Here is a 20,952-nt window from a genome sequence, read left to right as displayed (position 1 = left end):
TTTAAGACTCGTTTAGTGCTTTGCGCTTTTGCATCTCAATAGCATCATTGAGCTGTTGCTCGACAAATCCTGGAGAGTGCGTTGCACCTGATATTAATCTGTACATAGCAGGGATCACCAATAAGGTCACTAGAGTAGCAAATGCCATCCCAAAGAACACTACTGTACCCACAGCAATTCGGCTTTCTGAACCTGCGCCAGTTGACATAATTAACGGAATGGCACCAATCAATGTGGTGAATGCCGTCATCAGAATCGGTCGTAAACGTCTTGCTGATGCATCAATAATTGCTTGTTCTAACGCTAATCCTTTGTCGCGCAGCTGATTGGCAAACTCGACAATTAAGATACCATTTTTAGTGACCATACCAATGAGCATGATCATGCCAATTTGGCTATAAATGTTAAGCCCTTGGCTGGTAAGGAAAAGCCCTAAGAACCCACCAAAGACTCCCATAGGTACAGTAAACATGACCACTAAAGGATTGATGAAGCTTTCAAATTGAGCTGCAAGAACTAAATAGGCCACTAACAAAGCTAAACCAAACACAATAAAGACACTGCTTTGGTTTTCTTTAAAGTCTTTTGACTCACCAGTGTATGACACGGTAATGTCACTGGGTAACATTTCAATAGCTTTAGCATCGAGAAAATCTAATGCTTCGCCCAAGGTGTATCCCGCACCAAGGTTTGCTTTCAAAGTAATCGACTTTTGTTTATTAAGGTGACTTAATTTTTGCGCCGAAGCGACCTCGTCAATTTGGGTAATCGTATCTAAGGTAATTAACTTTCCTGTAGCAGTTCGCATGTAAATCTGACTTAAATCTGCCACGCTATTGAAGCTATTTTCATCGCCGCGAAGATAGACATCATACTCTTCACCGCGCTCAATGAAGGTGGTTTCACTACGGCCGCCTAGCATGATTTCTAAAGTGTCTGACACTTCTGTAACACTCACACCAAGCTCTGCCGCTCGTTCACGATCCACTGATACTAATAGCTCTGGGGTGGTTTCGGCATAATCAAGATCGGCACCTTCCAAAATAGGACTCAAATCAGCCTCAAGCTGTAACTTCTGCGCCCAATCAAATAGTTCATTGTAATCAGAGCCGCCTAATACAAACTGCACTGGTTCACTTGATTGGCCTCTAAAGCCAGGCAACATAGGTCGAACCATCACATCAGGAATGCCTTCAAGGGCTTTAGCTACAATCCCTAAAGCTTGCTGAGCATTGATGTCACGGTCTTTCCATTCTTCTAACTGAATGATGACAAAACCAGTTTGGTCGCCTGCACGGCCGCCAAAAGCGGGCGCTTGAGTACTGAATGATTTAATGATGCCGTTACCTAACATCGGCATCAAACGTTCTTCAACTATGTCCATGTTGGCTGCCATGCGGTTGTAACTGGTACCTTCAGCGCCTTTAATAAACGCAAAGATAACCCCGCGGTCTTCTTGTGGAGCAAGTTGCGCTGGTACTTGATTTAATAGCCAGCCGCTACCAATGACACAAGCAATAATGACAACAGGAGCAGCTGCGCGATACTGAACCGCTTTTGAGACCACACGGCGGTATTGTTTTTCAAGCCTGTCGAATAACCCATCAACCCATAGGTTAAAACGGTTAGGTTTGACATTGGCTTTAAGTAATTTACTGCCCAATACAGGGGTTAAGGTGAGTGCAATGAGAGAGGAAAATAACACTGACACTGCCAGCATGACCGAAAACTCAGTAAACAACAGGCCCACCATGCCTTCCATGAAGGAAATCGGCAAAAATACCATAACCAGTACTGCTGTGGTCGCCATTACAGCAAAGCCAACTTCTCGTGCGCCTTTGTAGGCAGCCAGAATAGGGGGCTCGCCTTTTTCAATGTGATGGAAAATGTTTTCCACAACGACAATGGCATCATCGACGACTAAACCAATGGAAAGTATCAATGCCATTAAGGTCAAAAGGTTAATGGAGAAACCAAAAGTATTAGCGGCAATAAAGGCTGAAATAAGTGAAACTGGAACCGTGACGGCAGGGATTAAGGTTGCACGTACTTGACCGATGAAAATATACAGCACCAAAATAACCAAAATCGCCGTGATAATGAGAGTGTTATACACCTCATCAATTGAACGAGAGATAAAAATGGTAGAGTCATAGTCAACAACGAGTGCTGTACCCTCTGGTAAAAAGTCTTGGATTCTATCAACTTCTTTGTGGACGAGCTTCGCGACATCTAGTGGGTTAGCATCAGATTGTGCAATGATCCCTAAGCTAATGTTTGTAACGCCGTCACTTTTAAACGTCGAATTTTCGTTTTCTGCACCAATAAAGACATCTGCGACATCTTTTAAGTAAATCGGTGTGCCATCTTCAGCGGTGCGAACAACTAAATAGTCAAAGTCATCAGGATTGTTATAAAGCCTAGCGGTTCTCACCGTCATTACCGTGGTGTCGTTTCGAACTTCACCACCGGGGGTTTCTACGTTTTCAGTATTAAGCGCCGACACAATGTCATTGGCTGAAACATTGCGGCCAGCCATTAACTCAGGCTTTAGCTGAACGTACATGACTTTATATAAGCCACCCGATAACGAAATTGAACTGACACCAGTGATTAAGTTGAAGCGATCTTCAAGTACCCGCTGGGAGTAGTCAGTCAATTGCGTTCTGTCCATCATTGATGAACTTAAATTGACGTATATTGATGGCTCACCTGAACCATTGTCTTTTGAAACAACTGGATCGTCGGCTTCATCGGGCAAACGACGCTGAGCGCGGGCTACAGCATCACGAACATCACTGACACCTTCAGTTAAATCCCAACCTAAAAGAAAAGTCACTGTAATACGTGACATGCCGTTACGAGTAACAGACTCAATTTCATCTACACCACTGATACCGGTAAGTTCATCTTCAATGGTAGTGGTAATCTGGCTTTCCATAATGGTCGCAGAAGCGCCACTATAGGTGGTCATTACGGTAACAACTGGATTCTCGACATCGGGCATTTCTCTTACTGACAGTTTTGACAGAGAAACCAGACCAAAAACTACCAGCAATAAGCTGAGAACAATCGCAACAACAGGACGTTTTACTGATACATCAGAGAGCCACATTAGCTTTTCTCCTGTACAGCATTCGTGGTTGTGTCAGCTGATGTTTCAGGTATTAGCTCAGAAGTTTCATGTGCTAAACGTGGCGCTGTGCCTTGTTGCTCCAATATATCTACAGACACGCCATCACGCATATTAACGAGTCCTTGAACGACAACATTATCGCCAATGTTGAGTCCTTCGGTAATGAGTACTTCATTATCAATTCGAGCGCCTAAAATGACTTCGGTGCGATTGGCAACATTGTTACTATCAACGAGGTAAACAAAGCGTTTAGTGCCTGAGTACTCAATAGCCTGAACTGGGATAACAGGCTCAGATACTGCTGGGAAGTTAAGCGTTGCTGCCATCATCATGCCTGGCTTTAATTTGTTGTCAGGATTAACAAATTGGACTCTGACACGTAAATTTAATGTGTCTTGGTTAATACGAGAGTCAATGGCAATAATTTCGCCGTTAAACTCTTGAGATGGCCATGCGCGGCTTTGAGCTGTGACCGGCATACCATTTGAAAGTAGTGATAGGTAATGCTCAGGAACTTGCAGGTCGAGTCTCATGGTAGAAAGGTCATCAAAAGATAAAAGTTCGGTACCGACAGAAATCATTTTACCTACGCTGAAATCAATCAAGCCAGCAGAACCTGAGAATGGTGCATTAAGAGAGTGATAATCTAAATCAGCTTGAGCTGCAGCTAGCCTTGCCGCTGCCATATCAACACTGGCACGCTGGGCATCAATTTCGGTCTGAGTAATAGCATTACTTGAAATCAGTTTAAGAAACTCTTTGAGTTTACGCTTTTCATCGGCTAGGTACGCGGCTGCTTCGGCAGTAGCAGCTTTCGCTTTAGCATCGTCTAACTGAACGATGATTTGGCCAGCCTGAATATCTTGATCGGGTTTAATTAAAATCTGACTAATTTGCCCAGCAACTTGGGATGAAATATAGACAGATTGCTCAGCGTCGAGCTTACCTATTAACGATAATGATTGTGATAGTTCATGCTGATCAACAATGCCTGTGACGACAGGGATAGTTTTCTGCGGTTTCCCTTGGGACTGAGGTTTGGCTTTATCAGCTTGAGATAAACCACTAAAAGACACTACCGCAGCGATGACGCTGCTGACTATGATAACAATTGCCAATTTTTTCATTTTATAAGCTCTAAGAAAATATCATCAGACCGATTGATGAATTAGGGACTATTTTAATTAAAAAAACGGCATATAAGGGTAAAGGAATGTAAAGCAAAGCATATAAGATTGTAACGAAACATGCTGATAACAAAAGTGTTTATTAAAATGATCGTAAATGTTGTTAAGCGATCTGAGTTGTTACAGCCTGCTCACAATTCATGGTTTCATATGCAAGAAGTTATTGCTAATCATCGTTAAATGACCACTTAAAATGAAAGTAGACAAGGTATTTATTTTTGTTTGAAATATTAAAAAGCCCCAGTTTAAACAACCTTTCTTTACAAAAAGATAATTTACTGGGGCTTAATTATTTTAACGCGTTTTGTTTACACTAACAGGTGGTGCTACTTGGCAATACGCTTGTATTTAAGACGATGAGGCTCAATCGCTTCAGTGCCTAAATGTTCTTTCAACCATGCGGTATATTCAGTGTAGTTACCTTCATAGAAGTTAACTTGACCTTCGTCGCGGTAATCTAGAATATGCGTGGCAATTCTATCTAAGAACCAACGGTCATGGGAAATTACCATGGCACAGCCTGGGAACTCTAGTAGCGCTTCTTCTAGTGCTCGAAGTGTTTCAACGTCCAAGTCATTGGTTGGTTCATCGAGTAACAATACGTTACCGCCAGCTTGCAGTAATTTCGCAAGGTGGACACGGTTACGCTCACCACCTGATAAAGTGCCAATGATTTTTTGTTGATCGCCACCACGGAAGTTAAAGCGTCCAACATAAGCGCGACTTGGGATCTCTGTGTTATTGATACGCATGATATCTTGACCGTCGGAAATTTCTTGCCAGACAGTATTTTTATCATTCATCGAATCACGGAACTGCTCAACCGATGCAATTTGTACTGATTCACCCACTTCGATACTGCCGCTATCAGGCTGTTCAGCACCAGAAATCATCTTAAATAACGTCGATTTACCTGCGCCGTTAGCACCGATAATACCGACAATGGCACCTTTAGGGACGGCAAAGGTTAAGTCATCAATCAATACACGATCGCCATATGACTTGGTGAGGTTATTTACTTCAATGACTTTGTCGCCTAGACGAGGTCCTGGTGGAATAAACAACTCGTTGGTTTCGTTACGCTTTTGGTAGTCGTTGGTATTCAACTCTTCAAAGCGAGCCATACGGGCCTTACCTTTAGATTGACGACCTTTAGAGCCTTGGCGTACCCATTCTAATTCTTTTTGAATGGTTTTCTGGCGCGCACTTTCGGTAGATGATTCTTGTTGCAGACGAGCATCTTTTTGCTCTAACCATGAAGAATAGTTACCTTCCCATGGAATACCTTCACCACGGTCAAGTTCCAAAATCCAACCCGCGGCATTATCCAAGAAATATCTATCATGGGTAATGGCTACAACAGTGCCGGTGTAATCTTGTAAGAAGCGCTCAAGCCATGCGACAGATTCAGCATCCAAGTGGTTGGTTGGTTCATCAAGTAGCAACATGTCTGGCTTTTCAAGTAATAGACGACAGATTGCAACGCGGCGACGTTCACCACCTGACAATACTTCGATTTTTTCATCCCAGTCTGGAAGACGTAATGCATTCGCTGCGCGGTCTAACACCACGTCCAGATTATGTGCATCTTGAGATTGAATAATGGCTTCAAGTTGACCTTGCTCTTTTGCAAGTGCATCAAAGTCTGCATCAGGTTCAGCGTAAAGCGCGTAGACTTCATCTAAACGGGTGAGGGCATTTTTAGCTTCACTTACCGCTTCTTCAATGGCTTCACGTACGGTTTGCGATTCATCAAGCTTAGGTTCTTGGGGAAGGTATCCGATTTTTAGATCTTGCATCGGGCGCGCTTCACCTTCGATTTCAGTATCTAATCCCGCCATGATACGAAGTAAAGTCGACTTACCTGAACCGTTTAAACCTAAGACACCAATTTTGGCGCCAGGGAAAAAACTGAGTGAAATATCTTTAAGGATTTGTTTCTTAGGCGGAACAATCTTTCCTACCCGCAGCATACTATAGACAAATTGAGCCATTTTTGAGGTTCTTTGGTGACCAATGATGATGATAATTCTACTTTATTTTTCGGTTAACTCAAATTTTGGATTAATTAAAATAATGATAATTTCCAAAGAAATTCATGTTGTAAATACTGGGATTGTGACGCAGAGCAGAGTAGAATACCGCGCAACCCTATATATAAGAACTGCTGTTGGAGACACCAATGCTAAAGAAAGCTATGAATATCGCGGATTACGATCCACAACTGTTTCAAGCCATTGAAGATGAGACTCGTCGCCAAGAAGAGCACATTGAATTAATCGCGTCAGAAAACTATACCAGCCCACGTGTTCTTGAAGCACAAGGTTCTCAGCTAACTAACAAGTATGCTGAAGGTTATCCTGGTAAGCGTTACTACGGCGGTTGTGAGCATGTAGATATTGCAGAAGAGTTAGCTATTTCTCGTGCAAAAGAATTATTTGGCGCTACATACGCAAACGTACAGCCACATTCTGGTTCTCAAGCAAACTCAGCAGTTTTCATGGCGCTACTTCAAGGCGGTGATACTGTTTTAGGTATGAGCCTAGCCCATGGTGGTCACTTGACCCATGGTTCTCACGTTAGTTTTTCTGGCAAACTTTATAATGCTGTTCAGTACGGTATCGATGAAACTACAGGTAAAATCGATTACGCTGAAGTTGAGCGTTTAGCTGTTGAACACAATCCAAAAATGATTATTGCTGGTTTCTCTGCTTACTCAGGTATTATCGATTGGGGTAAATTCCGCGAAATCGCTGACAAAGTCGGTGCTTACTTATTTGTTGATATGGCTCACGTTGCCGGTCTTGTTGCTGCGGGTATCTACCCGAATCCACTGCCACATGCGCACGTTGTAACGACAACAACGCATAAAACACTTGCAGGCCCTCGTGGTGGTTTAATCCTTTCTGCTGCAAATGATGAAGACATCTACAAAAAGTTAAACTCAGCAGTATTCCCAGGTGGTCAAGGCGGTCCTTTAATGCATGTTATCGCTGCTAAAGCCGTAGCATTTAAAGAAGCTCTTGATCCTGAATTTACTACTTACCAAGAGCAAGTTGTTGCCAATGCTAAAGTGATGGCGAAAACCTTCATTGAGCGTGGCTACGATGTTGTTTCTGGCGGTACTGATAACCACTTATTCTTGCTTGATCTGATCAGCAAAGATATGACAGGTAAAGATGCTGATGCTGCGTTAGGTAAAGCTAACATCACAGTAAACAAAAACTCAGTACCGAATGACCCACGTTCACCTTTCGTTACTTCTGGTCTACGTATTGGTTCTCCAGCGATTACTCGTCGTGGTTTCACAGAAACTGAATCGGTAGAGTTAACAAACTGGATGTGTGATGTACTAGATGACATTACTAATGAAGCTACTATCGAGCGCGTTAAGAACCAAGTGCTTGAGTTGTGTGCTAAATACCCTGTTTACGGATAAAAGTAACGGATAAACCCGTTACTTTGTGTTTTCTGGTTGAGCAATATCGTGCTAATTAATCTAAGCCCATATTGCTTCTCTCATTTAGACACATGATCCTTTTGAACTAAGTAGGATAATCTTATCGATAAGGTTAACCTTATAAAGTAAATAGGATAAACTTTAATGGCTGTAAGTACTTTGTGCTTACAGCCATTTTATTTTATTTTCAGGAGCGAATATGCATTGCCCATTTTGTAGCGCGACAGATACCAAAGTGATTGATTCTCGTCTGGTGGCTGATGGCCATCAAGTGCGTCGCCGTCGGGAATGTACATTGTGCCATGAACGCTTCACGACCTTTGAGGGTGCTGAACTGGTGATGCCACGGGTTATCAAACAAGATGGTACTCGCCAACCATTTGATGAAGATAAGCTTCGAGGCGGAATGCTGCGTGCTGTGGAAAAACGTCCAGTATCTATTGACCAAATTGAACAAGCGTTAACTAAAATCAAATCTACCTTACGTGGCACTGGTGAGCGCGAAATTGACTCGGCTATGATTGGTAATTTAATGATGGAACAATTAATGGTACTAGATAAAGTGGCTTATATTCGCTTTGCTTCTGTTTATCGTGCCTTTGAAGATGTATCTCAGTTTGGCGAAGCCATCGCTAAACTACAAAAGTAATTTTTGTTCATAGTATTGAGGCTGTAGATAACATTTTGCAGCCACTATTCAAGTAGGTGTTTATGTCTCAGTGGTCCGTTATTGACATCGAAATGATGAGCCTAGCAATTTCATTGGCTGAAAAAGGGCGTTATACCACTCGTCCTAATCCTAATGTTGGCTGTGTTATTGCCGTCGATGATAAAATCATTGGCCAGGGGTATCACATTAAAGCGGGCGGCCCCCATGCTGAAATTCATGCTCTTCAAAATGTAGACGCCAAGCAAAACCAACATAAACTTTCACAGGCCACTGCCTATGTCACGCTTGAGCCTTGTAGTCATTATGGCCGCACGCCTCCTTGCGCTTTGGCATTAATCAAAGCTGGGGTGAAAAGAGTCGTCGTCGCAGAAGTCGATGCGAACCCACAAGTTGCTGGTAATGGAATAAGACTATTACAAGAAGCGGGCATTCAAGTTGATGTTGGCTTACTTACCGAACAAGCCAAATTGCTCAATTTGGGCTTTACTAAAAAAATGACCACAGGTCTGCCTCGCGTCACCATAAAACTAGCTGCAAGTATTGATGGCAAAACAGCGCTTTCAAATGGTGTATCAAAGTGGATTACAGGTCCAGACGCACGAGCTGATGTTCAAAAGCTTCGCGCACGTCATTGTGCATTGGTAACAGGTGTTGAAACGATATTGGCCGATGACCCTTCATTAAATGTGCGTTATGAGCAGCTTGGCAGCTTGCAAAATTCACTTTCGGCCTCAGAACTACATCAGCCTTTAAGGGTTATTTTAGATAGTCGTGCTAGGTTAACGGCTGAACTAAAGCTGTTTGATATAGAGTCGCCAATATTGTTGGTGTCTTGTGTCGACTATCCCGCAGAAGTACGAGAAAAATTTAACAATCATGTTAGTTGTATCACTATTGCTGCAAATGAGGATGGACGGGTTGATTTACATGCGTTATTTACTCATTTAGGTAAGCAATGTCATTCAGTACTGGTTGAGGCTGGAGCCTGCCTTGCTGGTAGTGTACTAGATGCAAAACTAGCAGATGAGCTTTATCTTTATCAAGCAATGAAAATTTTAGGTAGTCATGGCCGTAATTTATTACAATTGAATGACTATCAAACTATGGAACAAATTCCTGGGTTACAATTAGTAGATTCGCGCAGAATAGGCGAAGATCAGCGATTGATTTTTAATCTCTAGTTGATTGAGCCGTTTACGATAATAATTTTGTTGAGAATGAACATTTTTGGCAAAGCTAATTGAGCTGAATAATCTATCAGAACCGAACCACAAACAAGTGAGTACTTATGTTTACCGGCATTATTGAAGCCTTAGGCACATTGAGAAAAATCGAGCGTAAAGGTGATGATATTCGTTTAACCGTTGCCAGTGGTCACTTGGATTTAGCTGATGTGAAGTTAGGCGATAGTATTGCTACTAACGGTGTATGTTTAACCGTGGTGGAATGTTTAGCTGATGGCTATGTCGCCGATATTTCGGCTGAAACGGTCGCACTGACCGGTTTTGCTAACTATCACGTTGGTCAAAAAGTTAATCTTGAAAAAGCCGTACTGCCAACCACACGTCTTGGTGGTCATATGGTTAGTGGTCATGTTGATGGCATCGCTGCCGTTGAACAACGTAGCGTTCGTGGTAAGGCCATAGAATTTTGGTTAGCAGCGCCTGCGGAGCTATCTCACTACATTGCCCATAAAGGCTCAATTACCATTGATGGTGTCAGTTTAACTGTGAATGAAATTGACGGTCATCGTTTTCGATTAACAATAGTGCCGCACACAGCATCAGAAACCACACTGACAGCATTAAAAGCAGGCGATAAGGTGAATATTGAAGTTGACCTTATTGCACGATATTTAGAACGGCTAATGAATCCGGAAAAAGCTGCCAAATCGACAGGCGGAGTCACGATGGAAATGTTAGCCAGCGCCGGATTTATGCGATAACCCTATTTTTACCCTATATTGCAAATATGGGAAATAACAACATAAAGGTCTTAACATGGCACTACATAGTATAGAAGAGATCATCGAAGACATTCGCCAAGGTAAAATGGTTATCTTGATGGACGATGAAGACAGAGAAAATGAAGGTGATTTAATCATGGCGGCTGAAAAGGTCACGCCAGAGGCAATTAACTTCATGGCCACTTATGGACGTGGTTTAATCTGTCAAACTATGACTAGAGAACGTTGCCAGCAATTAAATTTACCGTTAATGGTGACTAACAATAACGCCCAGTTCTCTACCAACTTTACTGTTTCTATTGAAGCGGCGACAGGTGTGACGACTGGTATTTCAGCCCACGACCGAGCTGTTACTGTACAAGCTGCAGTTGCTAAAGAAGCCAAAGCGGCTGACTTAGTTCAACCAGGCCATATATTCCCATTAATGGCACAAGATGGCGGCGTACTGACTCGTGCAGGTCACACAGAAGCTGGTTGCGATTTAGCACGGTTAGCAGGTCTTGAACCATCCGGTGTAATTGTTGAAATCTTAAATGATGATGGCACCATGGCGCGTTGTCCTGATTTAGAACTTTTCAGTGAAAAGCACGGCGTTAAAATGGGTACCATTGCTGATTTAATTGAGTACCGTAATACCAAAGAAACGACCGTTGTTCGCGAAGCTGAGTGTAATTTGCCAACGCGTTTTGGTGAGTTCAAGATGGTGACTTTCAGAGACACTATCGACAATCAATTACACTACGCATTAGTGAAAGGGAATGTTGAAGAGAACTGTCTAGTTCGAGTTCATTTACAGAATACCTTTAATGACTTATTGCATTCAGAACGCGATCAAAAACGTAGCTGGCCTTTAGAGAAAGCCATGGAACGTATCGCATCAGAGGGCGGTGTTTTGGTGTTATTGGGTCATGAAGAGCACTCAAGTGAAATGCTGGCAAAAGTAAAAGCGTTTGAGGCAGAAGACAATGGTCAAGCGCCAGCATCGGCTAAGTGGGAAGGAACATCTCGTAAGGTTGGAATCGGTTCACAAATTCTATCAAGTCTTGGTGTTAGCACAATGCGTCTATTGAGCTCACCGAAACATTATCATTCGTTGTCAGGCTTTGGTTTAGAAGTTACTGATTACATTGCAGAATAATTCACTAATTTAGTGAAGTTAACATTTATCATTAATTGCACAGGACTCAGGGCATTTTGCTGTGGTATTATACCGCCACTTTTGCCCAGAGCTGGGTGCTTTAGCTAATTTAGGTAAGATAATGAACGTAGTTCAAGGTAATATCGAAGCAAAAAATGCCAAAGTTGCGATCGTAGTATCGCGTTTCAACAGTTTTTTAGTTGAGAGTCTGCTTGATGGCGCAATAGATACACTAAAACGTTTTGGTCAGGTTGAAGATGACAACATTACTGTTGTTCGTGTTCCTGGCGCTGTTGAATTACCACTTGCTGCACGTCGTGTTGCTGCATGTGGAAAGTTTGACGGTATCATTGCACTTGGTGCAGTGATTCGTGGTGGTACTCCGCATTTTGATTTAGTTGCAGGTGAATGTAACAAGGGTCTAGCTCAAGTTGCTTTAGAGTTTGATATCCCAGTTTCATTTGGCGTGTTGACCACAGATACCATTGAGCAAGCAATTGAACGCTCTGGTACTAAAGCAGGTAACAAAGGCACTGAAGCTGCCCTAGGTCTGCTTGAAATGGTTAACGTTCTGCAAGAATTAGAACAACAGTTGGTATAGTAGTAGGAAAAGTAATGAAGCCTTCAGAGCGCCGTAAGGCACGCCGTTTAGCTGTTCAAGCTATTTATTCATGGCAATTAAGCAAGAATAACGTTGCTGATGTTGAACATGAATTTTTAACTGAGCAAAACATTAACGGTGTTGATGTAGCTTATTTTCGTGAATTGCTATCAGGTGTAGCCACGAAAGCAAATCAACTTGATGATCTTCTAAAGCCTCACTTAGATCGTGACATTGAAGATGTATCTCCAGTTGAAAAAGCCATTGTGCGCTTAGCTGCATATGAATTAACTTATCGTAAAGATGTGCCATTTAAAGTGGCTATCAACGAAGGTATCGAATTAGCGAAAGCGTTTGGTGCTGACGACAGCCATAAGTTTGTCAATGGTATGCTAGATAAGCTTGTTACTCGCAAGTAATGAATGAAAACGGTATCTTCGGATACCGTTTTTGTATGGCTTAGATACTTCTATAAAAATATAGGTGGGCGGGCAACCGTACCAGATTTATCGTGAAAGAATTCCAAATTATTGAACAATTTTTCCGTGATAAAGGCCAGCAGCGCCGTGATGTGCATCTCGGTATCGGCGATGATTGCGCAATAGTGCAACCTGCCGAAAACAAATCAATCGCAATTTCTTGCGACACTCTCGTCGAAAACATTCACTTTCTACCCACGATGCCAGCGCATGAGCTTGGTTATAAATCTGTTGCGGTAAACTTGTCAGATTTAGCAGCAATGGGTGCAGATCCTGCCTGGATGACACTTGCATTAACTTTGCCTGATGTTGATAACCAATGGTTACAAGAATTCAGTGAAGGTTTGTTTGAGGCTGCTGAATACTATAGCGTGAGTTTGATTGGTGGTGACACGACGCGTGGACCTCGTTGTATAAACATCACCATTCATGGGCAAGTGCCAACAGGTAAAGCACTTACTCGTGGTGGCGCTAAAATTGGCGATTGGATTTATGTTACTGGTACTTTAGGTGATTCAGCCTTAGGTCTAGATGTGCTACTGGGCAAAAAAGAGGTTGATCCTCAATACAAAGGTTTTTTAATTAATCGCCATTATCATCCAACGCCAAGGATCATTGCGGGTCAAGCGCTTCGAACATTAGCAACCAGCGCGATTGATTTATCAGATGGTTTAAACTCAGACATTAAACATGTTTTAAAAGCCTCTAATGTGGGTGCCATTATTGATGTGAATGAGTTACCGTTATCGAAATCACTACTTGAGTCTGTAGGTAAAAACGAAGCGATCAATTATGCGCTGACAGGTGGTGAAGACTATGAACTACTATTTACTGTACCTGAGTCGCAGCGAGGAGCATTGGATACAGCGTTAATTCATGCTGGTGTTAAGTTTGTCAAAATTGGTCAAATTTGCGCAGGCGATAAATTACGACTGGTAGCCGATGGTCAACCTTTTGAACTCGACTCGAAACATTTTGAGCATTTTTAATGAAATTATTATCAACTGATCCCGCAGTATTAAAGCTATCTTTAAAAAATCCAGTGCACTTTTTAGCGCTGGGTTTTGGTAGTGGCTTGGCTGCTAAGGCCCCAGGTACTTTTGGTACCCTTGCTGCAGTGCCTTTAGTGTATTTAATGGGACATTTAAGCTTAACGGCTTTTATTATTATCACTGTCATCAGTACCCTAGTAGGTTTTTATATTTGTGATAAAGCTGCAAAAGACATGGGAGTCCATGACCATGGAGCTATTGTTTGGGATGAAGTCGCAGGATTAATGATCACCATGATAGCGGCGCCAGCAGGGCTGATATGGATGGTAGTTGGTTTTGCCTTGTTTCGCTTTTTTGACATTCTTAAACCTTGGCCTATTCGTTGGCTAGATGCCAAAGTACACGGCGGCTTCGGTATTATGATTGATGATGTGCTGGCAGGAATCTTTGCGCTAATCTGTCTGCAGGCTATTTATTACTTTGTGTAAATGAAGTCTTTAGTTTTGAGTAAGAACGGTTTTAAAGCTCTATTAATTACGTCAAATTTATATAAAAAGCCCACTTAATTGTGGGCTTTTTAGTTTGGTTCCTTAAACTCAAGAAATTACATTGTTTTAAAGCTCATCAGCCTTAATTGTTAATGCAATAGCTCTCTCGCATTGGCGAGTGTATTCTCGGTAATAACATCACCAGCAAGCAGTCTTGCTAGCTCACTAATACGCTGCTCTTTATCCAATGGCTTCATTTGGGTTTCTGTGCCGCCACTCTTGGTAAATTTATTCACTAGCATATGTTGATGACCATTCCCTGCAACCTGCGGTAAATGGGTTACACAAATCACCTGTGTAGATTCGCCAAGGCTTCTAAGCATTCGTCCGACGACAGCAGCTGTAGGCCCTGAAATCCCCACATCAACCTCGTCAAATATTAAGGTTGGAGTAGAAACCTTTTTAGCTGTTATCACCTGAATGCCTAAACCGATACGTGAGAGCTCACCACCTGATGCCACCTTGGCAATAGGTTGGAGTGGTTGCCCTGGATTAGTGGTGACTTGAAATTCAATTTGGTCACTGCCAGTTAAAGACTGAACTTCAGGGTTAAAGTTAACAGCGATACAGAACTTTCCTTTAGGCATATTCAATTCATGAATTGATTGAGTCACTAATTTATTGAGCTCTTTAGCGTAACGTAAACGGCTCTGGCTGAGTTTTTGTGCATTTTGGATGTAAGCTTGTTTACTGTCATCAACTTGCTGCTGTATTTCATCAAGACGGCTAGCATCATTACTTAACTCTGTGAGTTCTGCTTTTAGTTGTTGATGATGTTCAGCAAGTTGCTCGGTTTGTACATGATGCTTTCTAGCCAGTTGCATTGCTTTAGAAATACGTTGCTCAAGAAAGGCAAAATGCTCAGGGTCGAGTTCAATTCTACTGAGATAATCTTGGACTTCGCTGCTACTTTCTTGAACTTGAATTAACGCTTCATTAAGCATCTCGGCAATATTTTTAAGTGCAGGGTCAAAACTCTGTAAGTTATCAGCAAAGCCTACAGCACGATTAAGTAATGACTCAACATTATGTTCGTCATCTTCGCTGAGAAGTTGCAGGGTATTTTGGCAGCTTTCAATTAAGTCAGTACCGTTTGCTAGGCGTTTATGTTCTTGTTCAATTTGTTCAAACTCACCAGGTAACAACGCGAATTCATCTAATTCTTCAACTTGATACTGTACCAATTGCTTTCGGGCGATGCGTTCTTGCTGGTTTTGTTGTAATTGCTTTAGCTCATTTTCGATATTTTTACAGCGTTGGTAGCTTTTACTAACAGCATCAAGTAAGAGTTTATGGTTGGCATAGCTATCGAGTAAGGTTAGTTGATGCTCACTTTTAAGCATGGCGTGATGCGCATGCTGTCCATGAATACCGACAAACAATTGCCCCAGTGCTTTTAATTGCGAAAGTGGTACAGGGTTGCCATTAATGTAAGCGCGAGAACGACCGTCTGCGCTGATAGTCCGACGTAAAATACATTCGTCTTCCACATCTAGATCATTATCTTCAAGCCAACGTTTAGCGAAAGGAACATCATCCAGAGTAAACCGTGCACTAACTTCAGCTTTATTCGCGCCAGGTCTTACCGTATTAGCATCTGCTCGATTACCTAAGCACAGACCTAATGCGTCAATAGCAATGGATTTACCTGCACCCGTTTCACCTGTAATGCTGGTCATGCCGGCTTTAAAATCGAGTTCTAGGAAACGTACAATCGCGAAATTATTAATGCTTAATTGGCAAAGCATAATCAATCCTTGTGTGAATAATCATCAAACCACTGTATCTATAAACAGTTTACACTGTTTATAGATACAGTAAAGTGCTGGTGGAAGATTTTTACTGTTCGGATTTTAATCTCTATTTAAACAATCACTAAACGCTTCAAATTAAATGATGAAGCAGTTTTTCAATGATCGGCAAAGTGATAAAGGTGACTATTGTGCTAATAAGTATGCATTTTGCGCTGGCTAAACCGTTGGTTTGATAGCGCTGAGCCAGTAAGTAAACACTTGCTGCTGTAGGAAGTGCTGCCAAAATAACACCCATGATAAGTAACTCAGTATCAACATTAAAATACCGTAATAAGGCGTAAGCGATAATGGGCTGAAATACGAGTTTTAAGATATTTAGTACTGTCATTTCGATAGCAATGTGGCGCTTAGGCTCTGATGGCTCTACGCCGCCATGCATTGCTTTAGCTAATACCATTCCGATTGCAAACAGGGCGCAAGGGCTAGATGTATTACCGATAAGTCGCATCATCATGCTGAGACTATCAGGAATAGGAATTTTAACTGCTGAAGCTGCGACCCCAAGCACACAGCCTATTACGATAGGGTTACTGATGAGTGCACTTAACATGATAATAATGGGGTGACGTTTTTGCTGTTTATTAATGGCTAGCTCCATACTCACCATAGCAAAGGCAAACATGACTATGGATAATAAGCTGGCAATCGCTGCAGCTGTAATTGCATGGTTGTTACCCGGATAGAGCATCATCATCAAAGGAATACCGATAAAGGCCGTGTTACCAAAGCTGGTATTTAGGCCTCTAATTGCCGCAAGCGCTGATTGTTTTTTATCTGCCATCAGTGAAATAACAACGGTGACAAAGTAGGTGATAATCATTGCGGCGCCGAACGAAAAAATAAAACCCCATTGCAAAATTTCGTTGATGTCTGTTTCGGCTAAAGCAATAAAAAGGATTGCAGGGAAGGCAACGTAATACACGTATTCATTCAATGTAAAATCGGTATCGTGAGGTAATACTTTTAGTTTTTGGACAACAAAACCTAATAGCATGATGCCGAATACAGCGATAAGAGGGGTAAGAATACTAGGCATCCCTCATTCCTTCTTTGATGAGTTATAGATAAGCATAGGTAGAACCAATAAGCTCAATTTATACTGTGGCTGCTATTGAGAAGGGAGTCCTACTAATAGGTCACTTTTATCAACAACAGAAAAGTGTTTATGTTAGCTACTAATGAATCAGCAAGTTTTGCAACTCAAAATACAAGTCATTTAAGTACAAATAAAGTGTATAACTGCCCTGATTAAATGAGTGTACTCGAAACAAGCTAATTCAAAATGAGATTTAAGTCTTACTTTAACGTGTTTGACCGATAATGAAACACGTGAGAGTGATACTGAGTATTATATGAAGTACTAGAAAGTGAACTAAATGGCGCAAATAAAAAAGGAGCGACTATCTGAGCCACTCCTTTAAACAATAACATTTAAATTATTGTTGAACACTAATGCCAATATTGGATACACCAGCTTCGACAATTTCTTTGCGTAATTCTTTAATGAAGTCAGTCGTTAGTTTTGGATTGTCTTCGATAATATCCAATAACATACCTTGCAGTTCTTTTTCTTCCTTCATCACTGGGTGATTAAAAACAAATTCCTCAACCACTTCTTCATTTAGCTCATCTTGTAACTCTTCAACACTGATCGCTTCAATGTAGTTTGCTACTGTGCTTGATGATAGCTTGCTGATGTTAGTAATGTCTTCTTCTATTTTACCTTGGATACCACCCAGAAGCGTTGTGAGTGCAACAGCTGCATCCATCGCAGGGTATACACCATAGGCTTCAAAGTCACTTGGGTCAGGAGTATTGTCTTCAAGGCGTTGTAAATGGATATCGTAATTGAACTTAAGCTTCTTGTCGTACTGAGACTGCCAAAGCAAATCGAGTACTGTACTTAACATTTTTGGCTCGCCAAACTCACATACTTCAGAAAATAACTGGTAGTTAGGCAGCATGCGCTGACAAAGTGCGGTCGCAAATAATTGCTTTTGAGGTAAAGATAACGCTTTTAAGCGTTTAAAAAAACCGGGTTTATTACTCATTGGGAACATCCGCTGATAACTGTGATATCACTTGATTTGCTGCTGATTCTACCTTAGTTAGCTCATCAAGTAACTCTAGTATTTCCGGTTCTAGATCATCAAGGCTGATTTTTTTCTTCAGTGCTGATTCTATCTCTTGGCAAAGCTTTTGAGTATTAGGGACTCCGCAATAGCAACTAGCGCCATGTAGTTTGTGAACTGTTTGCAGCATTAGTTCATTATCGGCATCTTTTAATGCGGTTTCGATGTCATTAACACTATCGGGTAAAGAGTCGACTAGCATCTGTAGCATCTCGATAGCCAAGTCGGGCTTTTGATTGGTTTGCGCTAAGCACAGCTCCCAATTAAGGGTATGCATATCGAAATGGGTGAACTTAGGTTTATTGATCCAGCGGTCGATGACGCCTTTAAGTGCGGCTTCATCAATCGGTTTTGGTAAGTAGCCATCCATACCACTGCCTAAAATCAATTCTCGCTCTTCAGCTATAGCGTGAGCCGTCACTGCAATAATAGGTGTATTGCGATTAAGAGACTCTTGGCGAATAAGTTTGGTTGCAGTAATACCGTCTGTTCCTGGCATTTGGATGTCCATAAAGATGACATCGAATGCTTGTTGCTTAGCATGTTTAACCGCATCATCACCGTTGTTGACGGATATGACGTTGACAACGATTTCTTTTAATAAAGTATCGATTAGCTTTAAATTTGCAAGATTGTCGTCAACCGCTAGCACGCTTAATTTTTTACGCTCATAAACCACGTCTTGAGTTTTCTCTGTTAACAGTGCTTTTTGAGTTGGTGGATGGATCAGTTGGTTTGCCAAATCATAGTCACTGGTGGGCATACTTAATAAAATATCTGAGTTTGGACGAAGTGCTTGATTGAGTATTTCTTGTTGCTCGATGCAATCATGCAGTAACACTAAGCAGGGTGTCTTTTGTCTGGCAGCTTTTAAAACTGTCATTAGCTGTTCGATATTCTCAAAGCCGTGACAACTGATCAGAATATAATCATAGTGTACTTGGCTAGATGATAGCGTTGATTCTAAATGATTTACTTGGCCCACTGAGGTTAAGTGCAATCCCCAAGCCTCAAAGCGGCGATTGAAGGTATCACGAGTTAATTCACGTGATTCAAATAAAAGTAGCGTCTTATCACGTAGTGTTTCTAAGTGCAGTACTTCCCCAATATGGAATTGGCTCAACTCTAACGGCAGCATAAACCAAAAAGTAGAGCCTTTATTGGGTGAAGAGGTAAAGCCAATTTGACCACCCATTTGGTTGATCAAACGCTTAGTGATCACCAGTCCAAGTCCTGTGCCGCCAAACCGTCTTGAAATTGACGAGTCTGCTTGGCCAAATGCTTGGAATAAATATTCTTGCTGGCTTTCATCAATGCCGATACCCGTATCAATAACTTCGCAGCGAAGGGTGATGCTTTCATCTTTTTGGCCAACCAAATGAATCTTTAATACCACACTTCCGTGGTCGGTAAACTTAATCGCATTGCCGATAAGGTTTGTCATTATTTGACCAACACGCATGGCATCACCGCTGACGCTTTCAGGCACGTTATCATCGATATCTATGACTAACTCAATGCCTTTCTCTTGGGCGCTACCTGAAACAATACTGACGGTTTCTGAGATGGTTTCTCTCAGCGCGAATGGCATTTTTTCAAGTACCATTTTCCCCGCCTCAAGCTTAGAGAAATCAAGGATGTCATTAATAATGCCTAGTAAATTACTGGCACTTCTTTCAATTGTTTTGATGTAATCAAGCTGACTTGAATGCAAAGGGGTTTTGATAAGTTGTCTTGAGAAGCCAATCACACCATTCAGCGGCGTACGTAATTCATGGGACATATTGGCTAAGAATTCAGATTTAATTCGACTGGCTTCTAATGCCCGCTTTTTAGCTAAATCTAATTCAACATTCTGAATTTCGATTTGCTCTAAGGTCTCTCGTAAATCAGAGGTGGCCTGATCGATATTTTGCTGCATTTCATCATGATATTCAGATAACGAGCTCGCCATCGCATTGATACCACGCTTCAATAAATCAAGTTCACCGATGAGTTCACCATCCAAGCGAGTATCGAGCTTACCTTCACGGATTTTAGCCACCACTCTCACCATTTCAGTAATAGGGTAGTTAACGTGTTTTACTAATCGAAACGTGAAAAATAAGTTTAATTGCACACCAATTAAAACGATGACAAAAGCTGCAATAGCTGCCCGGTGTTGTTCAAGCAGTGCATTTTCTTTATTAAGCAGTATCGCAATATAGCCAAGTATCTGCTGACCTTCAGCATTGGTAATCGTGGGTGTTGCCGTTTTGGCAGGGGAAGCGGTAGCCGTGTAATTGTTATTTTGTTGATTGACACCTGTATTAGAAATTATGGGGACGCGGATCACCATAGTGTCGTCTATGGTTTCATATTGACTGGCGATTAATGACTCAAGAGCTCTGGTATAACGCATGCTCTCAAAATCTTTGTGGTAATGAGAGGTAACAAATAGCTGGTTATCGATATCAAATAAGGCAATGGAATGTATCAGAGAGGAGTTATTAAGTTGAGATGCGGCTAATAAACGTTTGCTTGCTTCTCGGTCTTCTGTGACTAAGCCAAATTCACTGGCAATGGCTAAAGGTTCTACAATACTTCTACCTTGGGCGATTAAGGTTTCTTCAAGTTCATAAAAACGGTTTATGGTGAAGTAACTTCCAAGTAGAATACCCACCATTACAGTAGGCGCTAACGCAAGTACCAGCACCCATGAGCGGAGGCTGTATTTGGTCATGTTGTTAGCTTTGTTCATCGTGAAGTTATTATTCCTAAAGACTTTTATCAATTATGTTGTCTAGACTGCCAGAAATACAGCACTCTTGACCAGTTATTTATTCAAAA

16 protein-coding genes are annotated in these 20,952 nt (G+C 41.7%); 9 read left to right on the top strand and 7 right to left on the bottom strand.

What is annotated here, in order from left to right:
• Position 1: 1 nt before the first annotated feature.
• The 3 genes from AC0L4E_RS14055 to ettA all read right to left on the bottom strand — a co-directional run bounded on the left by AC0L4E_RS14055 (position 2) and on the right by ettA (position 6,317).
• Positions 2 to 3,115: a multidrug efflux RND transporter permease subunit gene (locus tag AC0L4E_RS14055; RefSeq protein ID WP_473679692.1), complete on the bottom strand. Its 3,114-nt coding sequence runs from the start codon at positions 3,113 to 3,115 to the stop codon at positions 2 to 4.
• The gene (locus AC0L4E_RS14050; protein WP_473679691.1) at positions 3,115 to 4,263 is read right to left on the bottom strand and encodes an efflux RND transporter periplasmic adaptor subunit; all 1,149 of its coding nucleotides are present in this window, start codon (positions 4,261 to 4,263) and stop codon (positions 3,115 to 3,117) included. Before AC0L4E_RS14050 ends, AC0L4E_RS14055 begins: the two co-directional genes overlap by 1 nt.
• 386 nt (positions 4,264 to 4,649) lie before the next feature.
• On the bottom strand, positions 4,650 to 6,317 hold the full coding sequence (gene ettA, locus AC0L4E_RS14045) for an energy-dependent translational throttle protein EttA (protein WP_102526936.1): 1,668 nt from the start codon (positions 6,315 to 6,317) through the stop codon (positions 4,650 to 4,652).
• 188 nt (positions 6,318 to 6,505) lie between these two features.
• Between ettA and glyA the strand changes: the two genes are divergently transcribed.
• The 9 genes from glyA (at position 6,506) to AC0L4E_RS14000 (ending at position 14,117) form a co-directional block, all read left to right on the top strand.
• Positions 6,506 to 7,762: a serine hydroxymethyltransferase gene (gene glyA, locus AC0L4E_RS14040; protein WP_473679690.1), complete on the top strand. Its 1,257-nt coding sequence runs from the start codon at positions 6,506 to 6,508 to the stop codon at positions 7,760 to 7,762.
• 220 nt (positions 7,763 to 7,982) lie between these two features.
• Positions 7,983 to 8,432, top strand: a complete 450-nt coding sequence (nrdR, locus tag AC0L4E_RS14035; RefSeq protein ID WP_153914843.1) for a transcriptional regulator NrdR — start codon at positions 7,983 to 7,985, stop codon at positions 8,430 to 8,432.
• 62 nt (positions 8,433 to 8,494) lie between these two features.
• Complete coding sequence (ribD, locus tag AC0L4E_RS14030; protein ID WP_473679689.1) at positions 8,495 to 9,634, top strand: bifunctional diaminohydroxyphosphoribosylaminopyrimidine deaminase/5-amino-6-(5-phosphoribosylamino)uracil reductase RibD; 1,140 nt, start codon at positions 8,495 to 8,497, stop codon at positions 9,632 to 9,634.
• 107 nt (positions 9,635 to 9,741) lie between these two features.
• Entirely contained in the window at positions 9,742 to 10,398 is a 657-nt protein-coding gene (locus AC0L4E_RS14025) for a riboflavin synthase (RefSeq protein WP_473679688.1), read from the top strand.
• A 55-nt stretch (positions 10,399 to 10,453) separates the two neighbouring features.
• Positions 10,454 to 11,557 (top strand): bifunctional 3,4-dihydroxy-2-butanone-4-phosphate synthase/GTP cyclohydrolase II, encoded by a 1,104-nt coding sequence (gene ribBA, locus AC0L4E_RS14020; protein ID WP_473679687.1) that lies wholly within the window; start codon positions 10,454 to 10,456, stop codon positions 11,555 to 11,557.
• A 121-nt stretch (positions 11,558 to 11,678) separates the two neighbouring features.
• Entirely contained in the window at positions 11,679 to 12,158 is a 480-nt protein-coding gene (gene ribH, locus AC0L4E_RS14015; RefSeq protein ID WP_055023789.1) for a 6,7-dimethyl-8-ribityllumazine synthase, read from the top strand.
• A gap of 14 nt (positions 12,159 to 12,172) precedes the next feature.
• Positions 12,173 to 12,577, top strand: coding sequence for a transcription antitermination factor NusB (gene nusB / locus AC0L4E_RS14010; protein WP_473679686.1), 405 nt, complete (start codon positions 12,173 to 12,175; stop codon positions 12,575 to 12,577).
• A 92-nt stretch (positions 12,578 to 12,669) separates the two neighbouring features.
• Positions 12,670 to 13,626 (top strand): thiamine-phosphate kinase, encoded by a 957-nt coding sequence (thiL, locus tag AC0L4E_RS14005; RefSeq protein ID WP_473679685.1) that lies wholly within the window; start codon positions 12,670 to 12,672, stop codon positions 13,624 to 13,626.
• A complete protein-coding gene (locus AC0L4E_RS14000; protein WP_473679684.1) occupies positions 13,626 to 14,117 on the top strand; it encodes a phosphatidylglycerophosphatase A family protein in 492 nt (163 codons plus the stop codon). The genes thiL and AC0L4E_RS14000 overlap by 1 nt, the downstream gene beginning before the upstream one ends.
• Before the next feature lie 149 nt (positions 14,118 to 14,266).
• Here the strand turns inward: AC0L4E_RS14000 and recN are convergent, their stop codons facing one another.
• The 4 genes from recN to barA form a co-directional block, all read right to left on the bottom strand.
• Positions 14,267 to 15,925: a DNA repair protein RecN gene (gene recN, locus AC0L4E_RS13995; protein ID WP_473679683.1), complete on the bottom strand. Its 1,659-nt coding sequence runs from the start codon at positions 15,923 to 15,925 to the stop codon at positions 14,267 to 14,269.
• A gap of 136 nt (positions 15,926 to 16,061) precedes the next feature.
• Entirely contained in the window at positions 16,062 to 17,027 is a 966-nt protein-coding gene (locus AC0L4E_RS13990; protein ID WP_473679682.1) for an AEC family transporter, read from the bottom strand.
• Between the two features lie 400 nt (positions 17,028 to 17,427).
• Positions 17,428 to 18,042, bottom strand: coding sequence for a YjaG family protein (locus AC0L4E_RS13985; protein ID WP_473679681.1), 615 nt, complete (start codon positions 18,040 to 18,042; stop codon positions 17,428 to 17,430).
• The gene (gene barA, locus AC0L4E_RS13980; RefSeq protein ID WP_473679680.1) at positions 18,035 to 20,863 is read right to left on the bottom strand and encodes a two-component sensor histidine kinase BarA; all 2,829 of its coding nucleotides are present in this window, start codon (positions 20,861 to 20,863) and stop codon (positions 18,035 to 18,037) included. Before barA ends, AC0L4E_RS13985 begins: the two co-directional genes overlap by 8 nt.
• Positions 20,864 to 20,952: the final 89 nt, after the last annotated feature.

The sequence above is a fragment of the Shewanella sp. GJ50-10 genome, assembly GCF_055808815.1.
The sequence above is the reverse complement of the archived record's forward strand: the minus strand, read 5'-3'. Positions and strand labels throughout refer to the sequence as shown.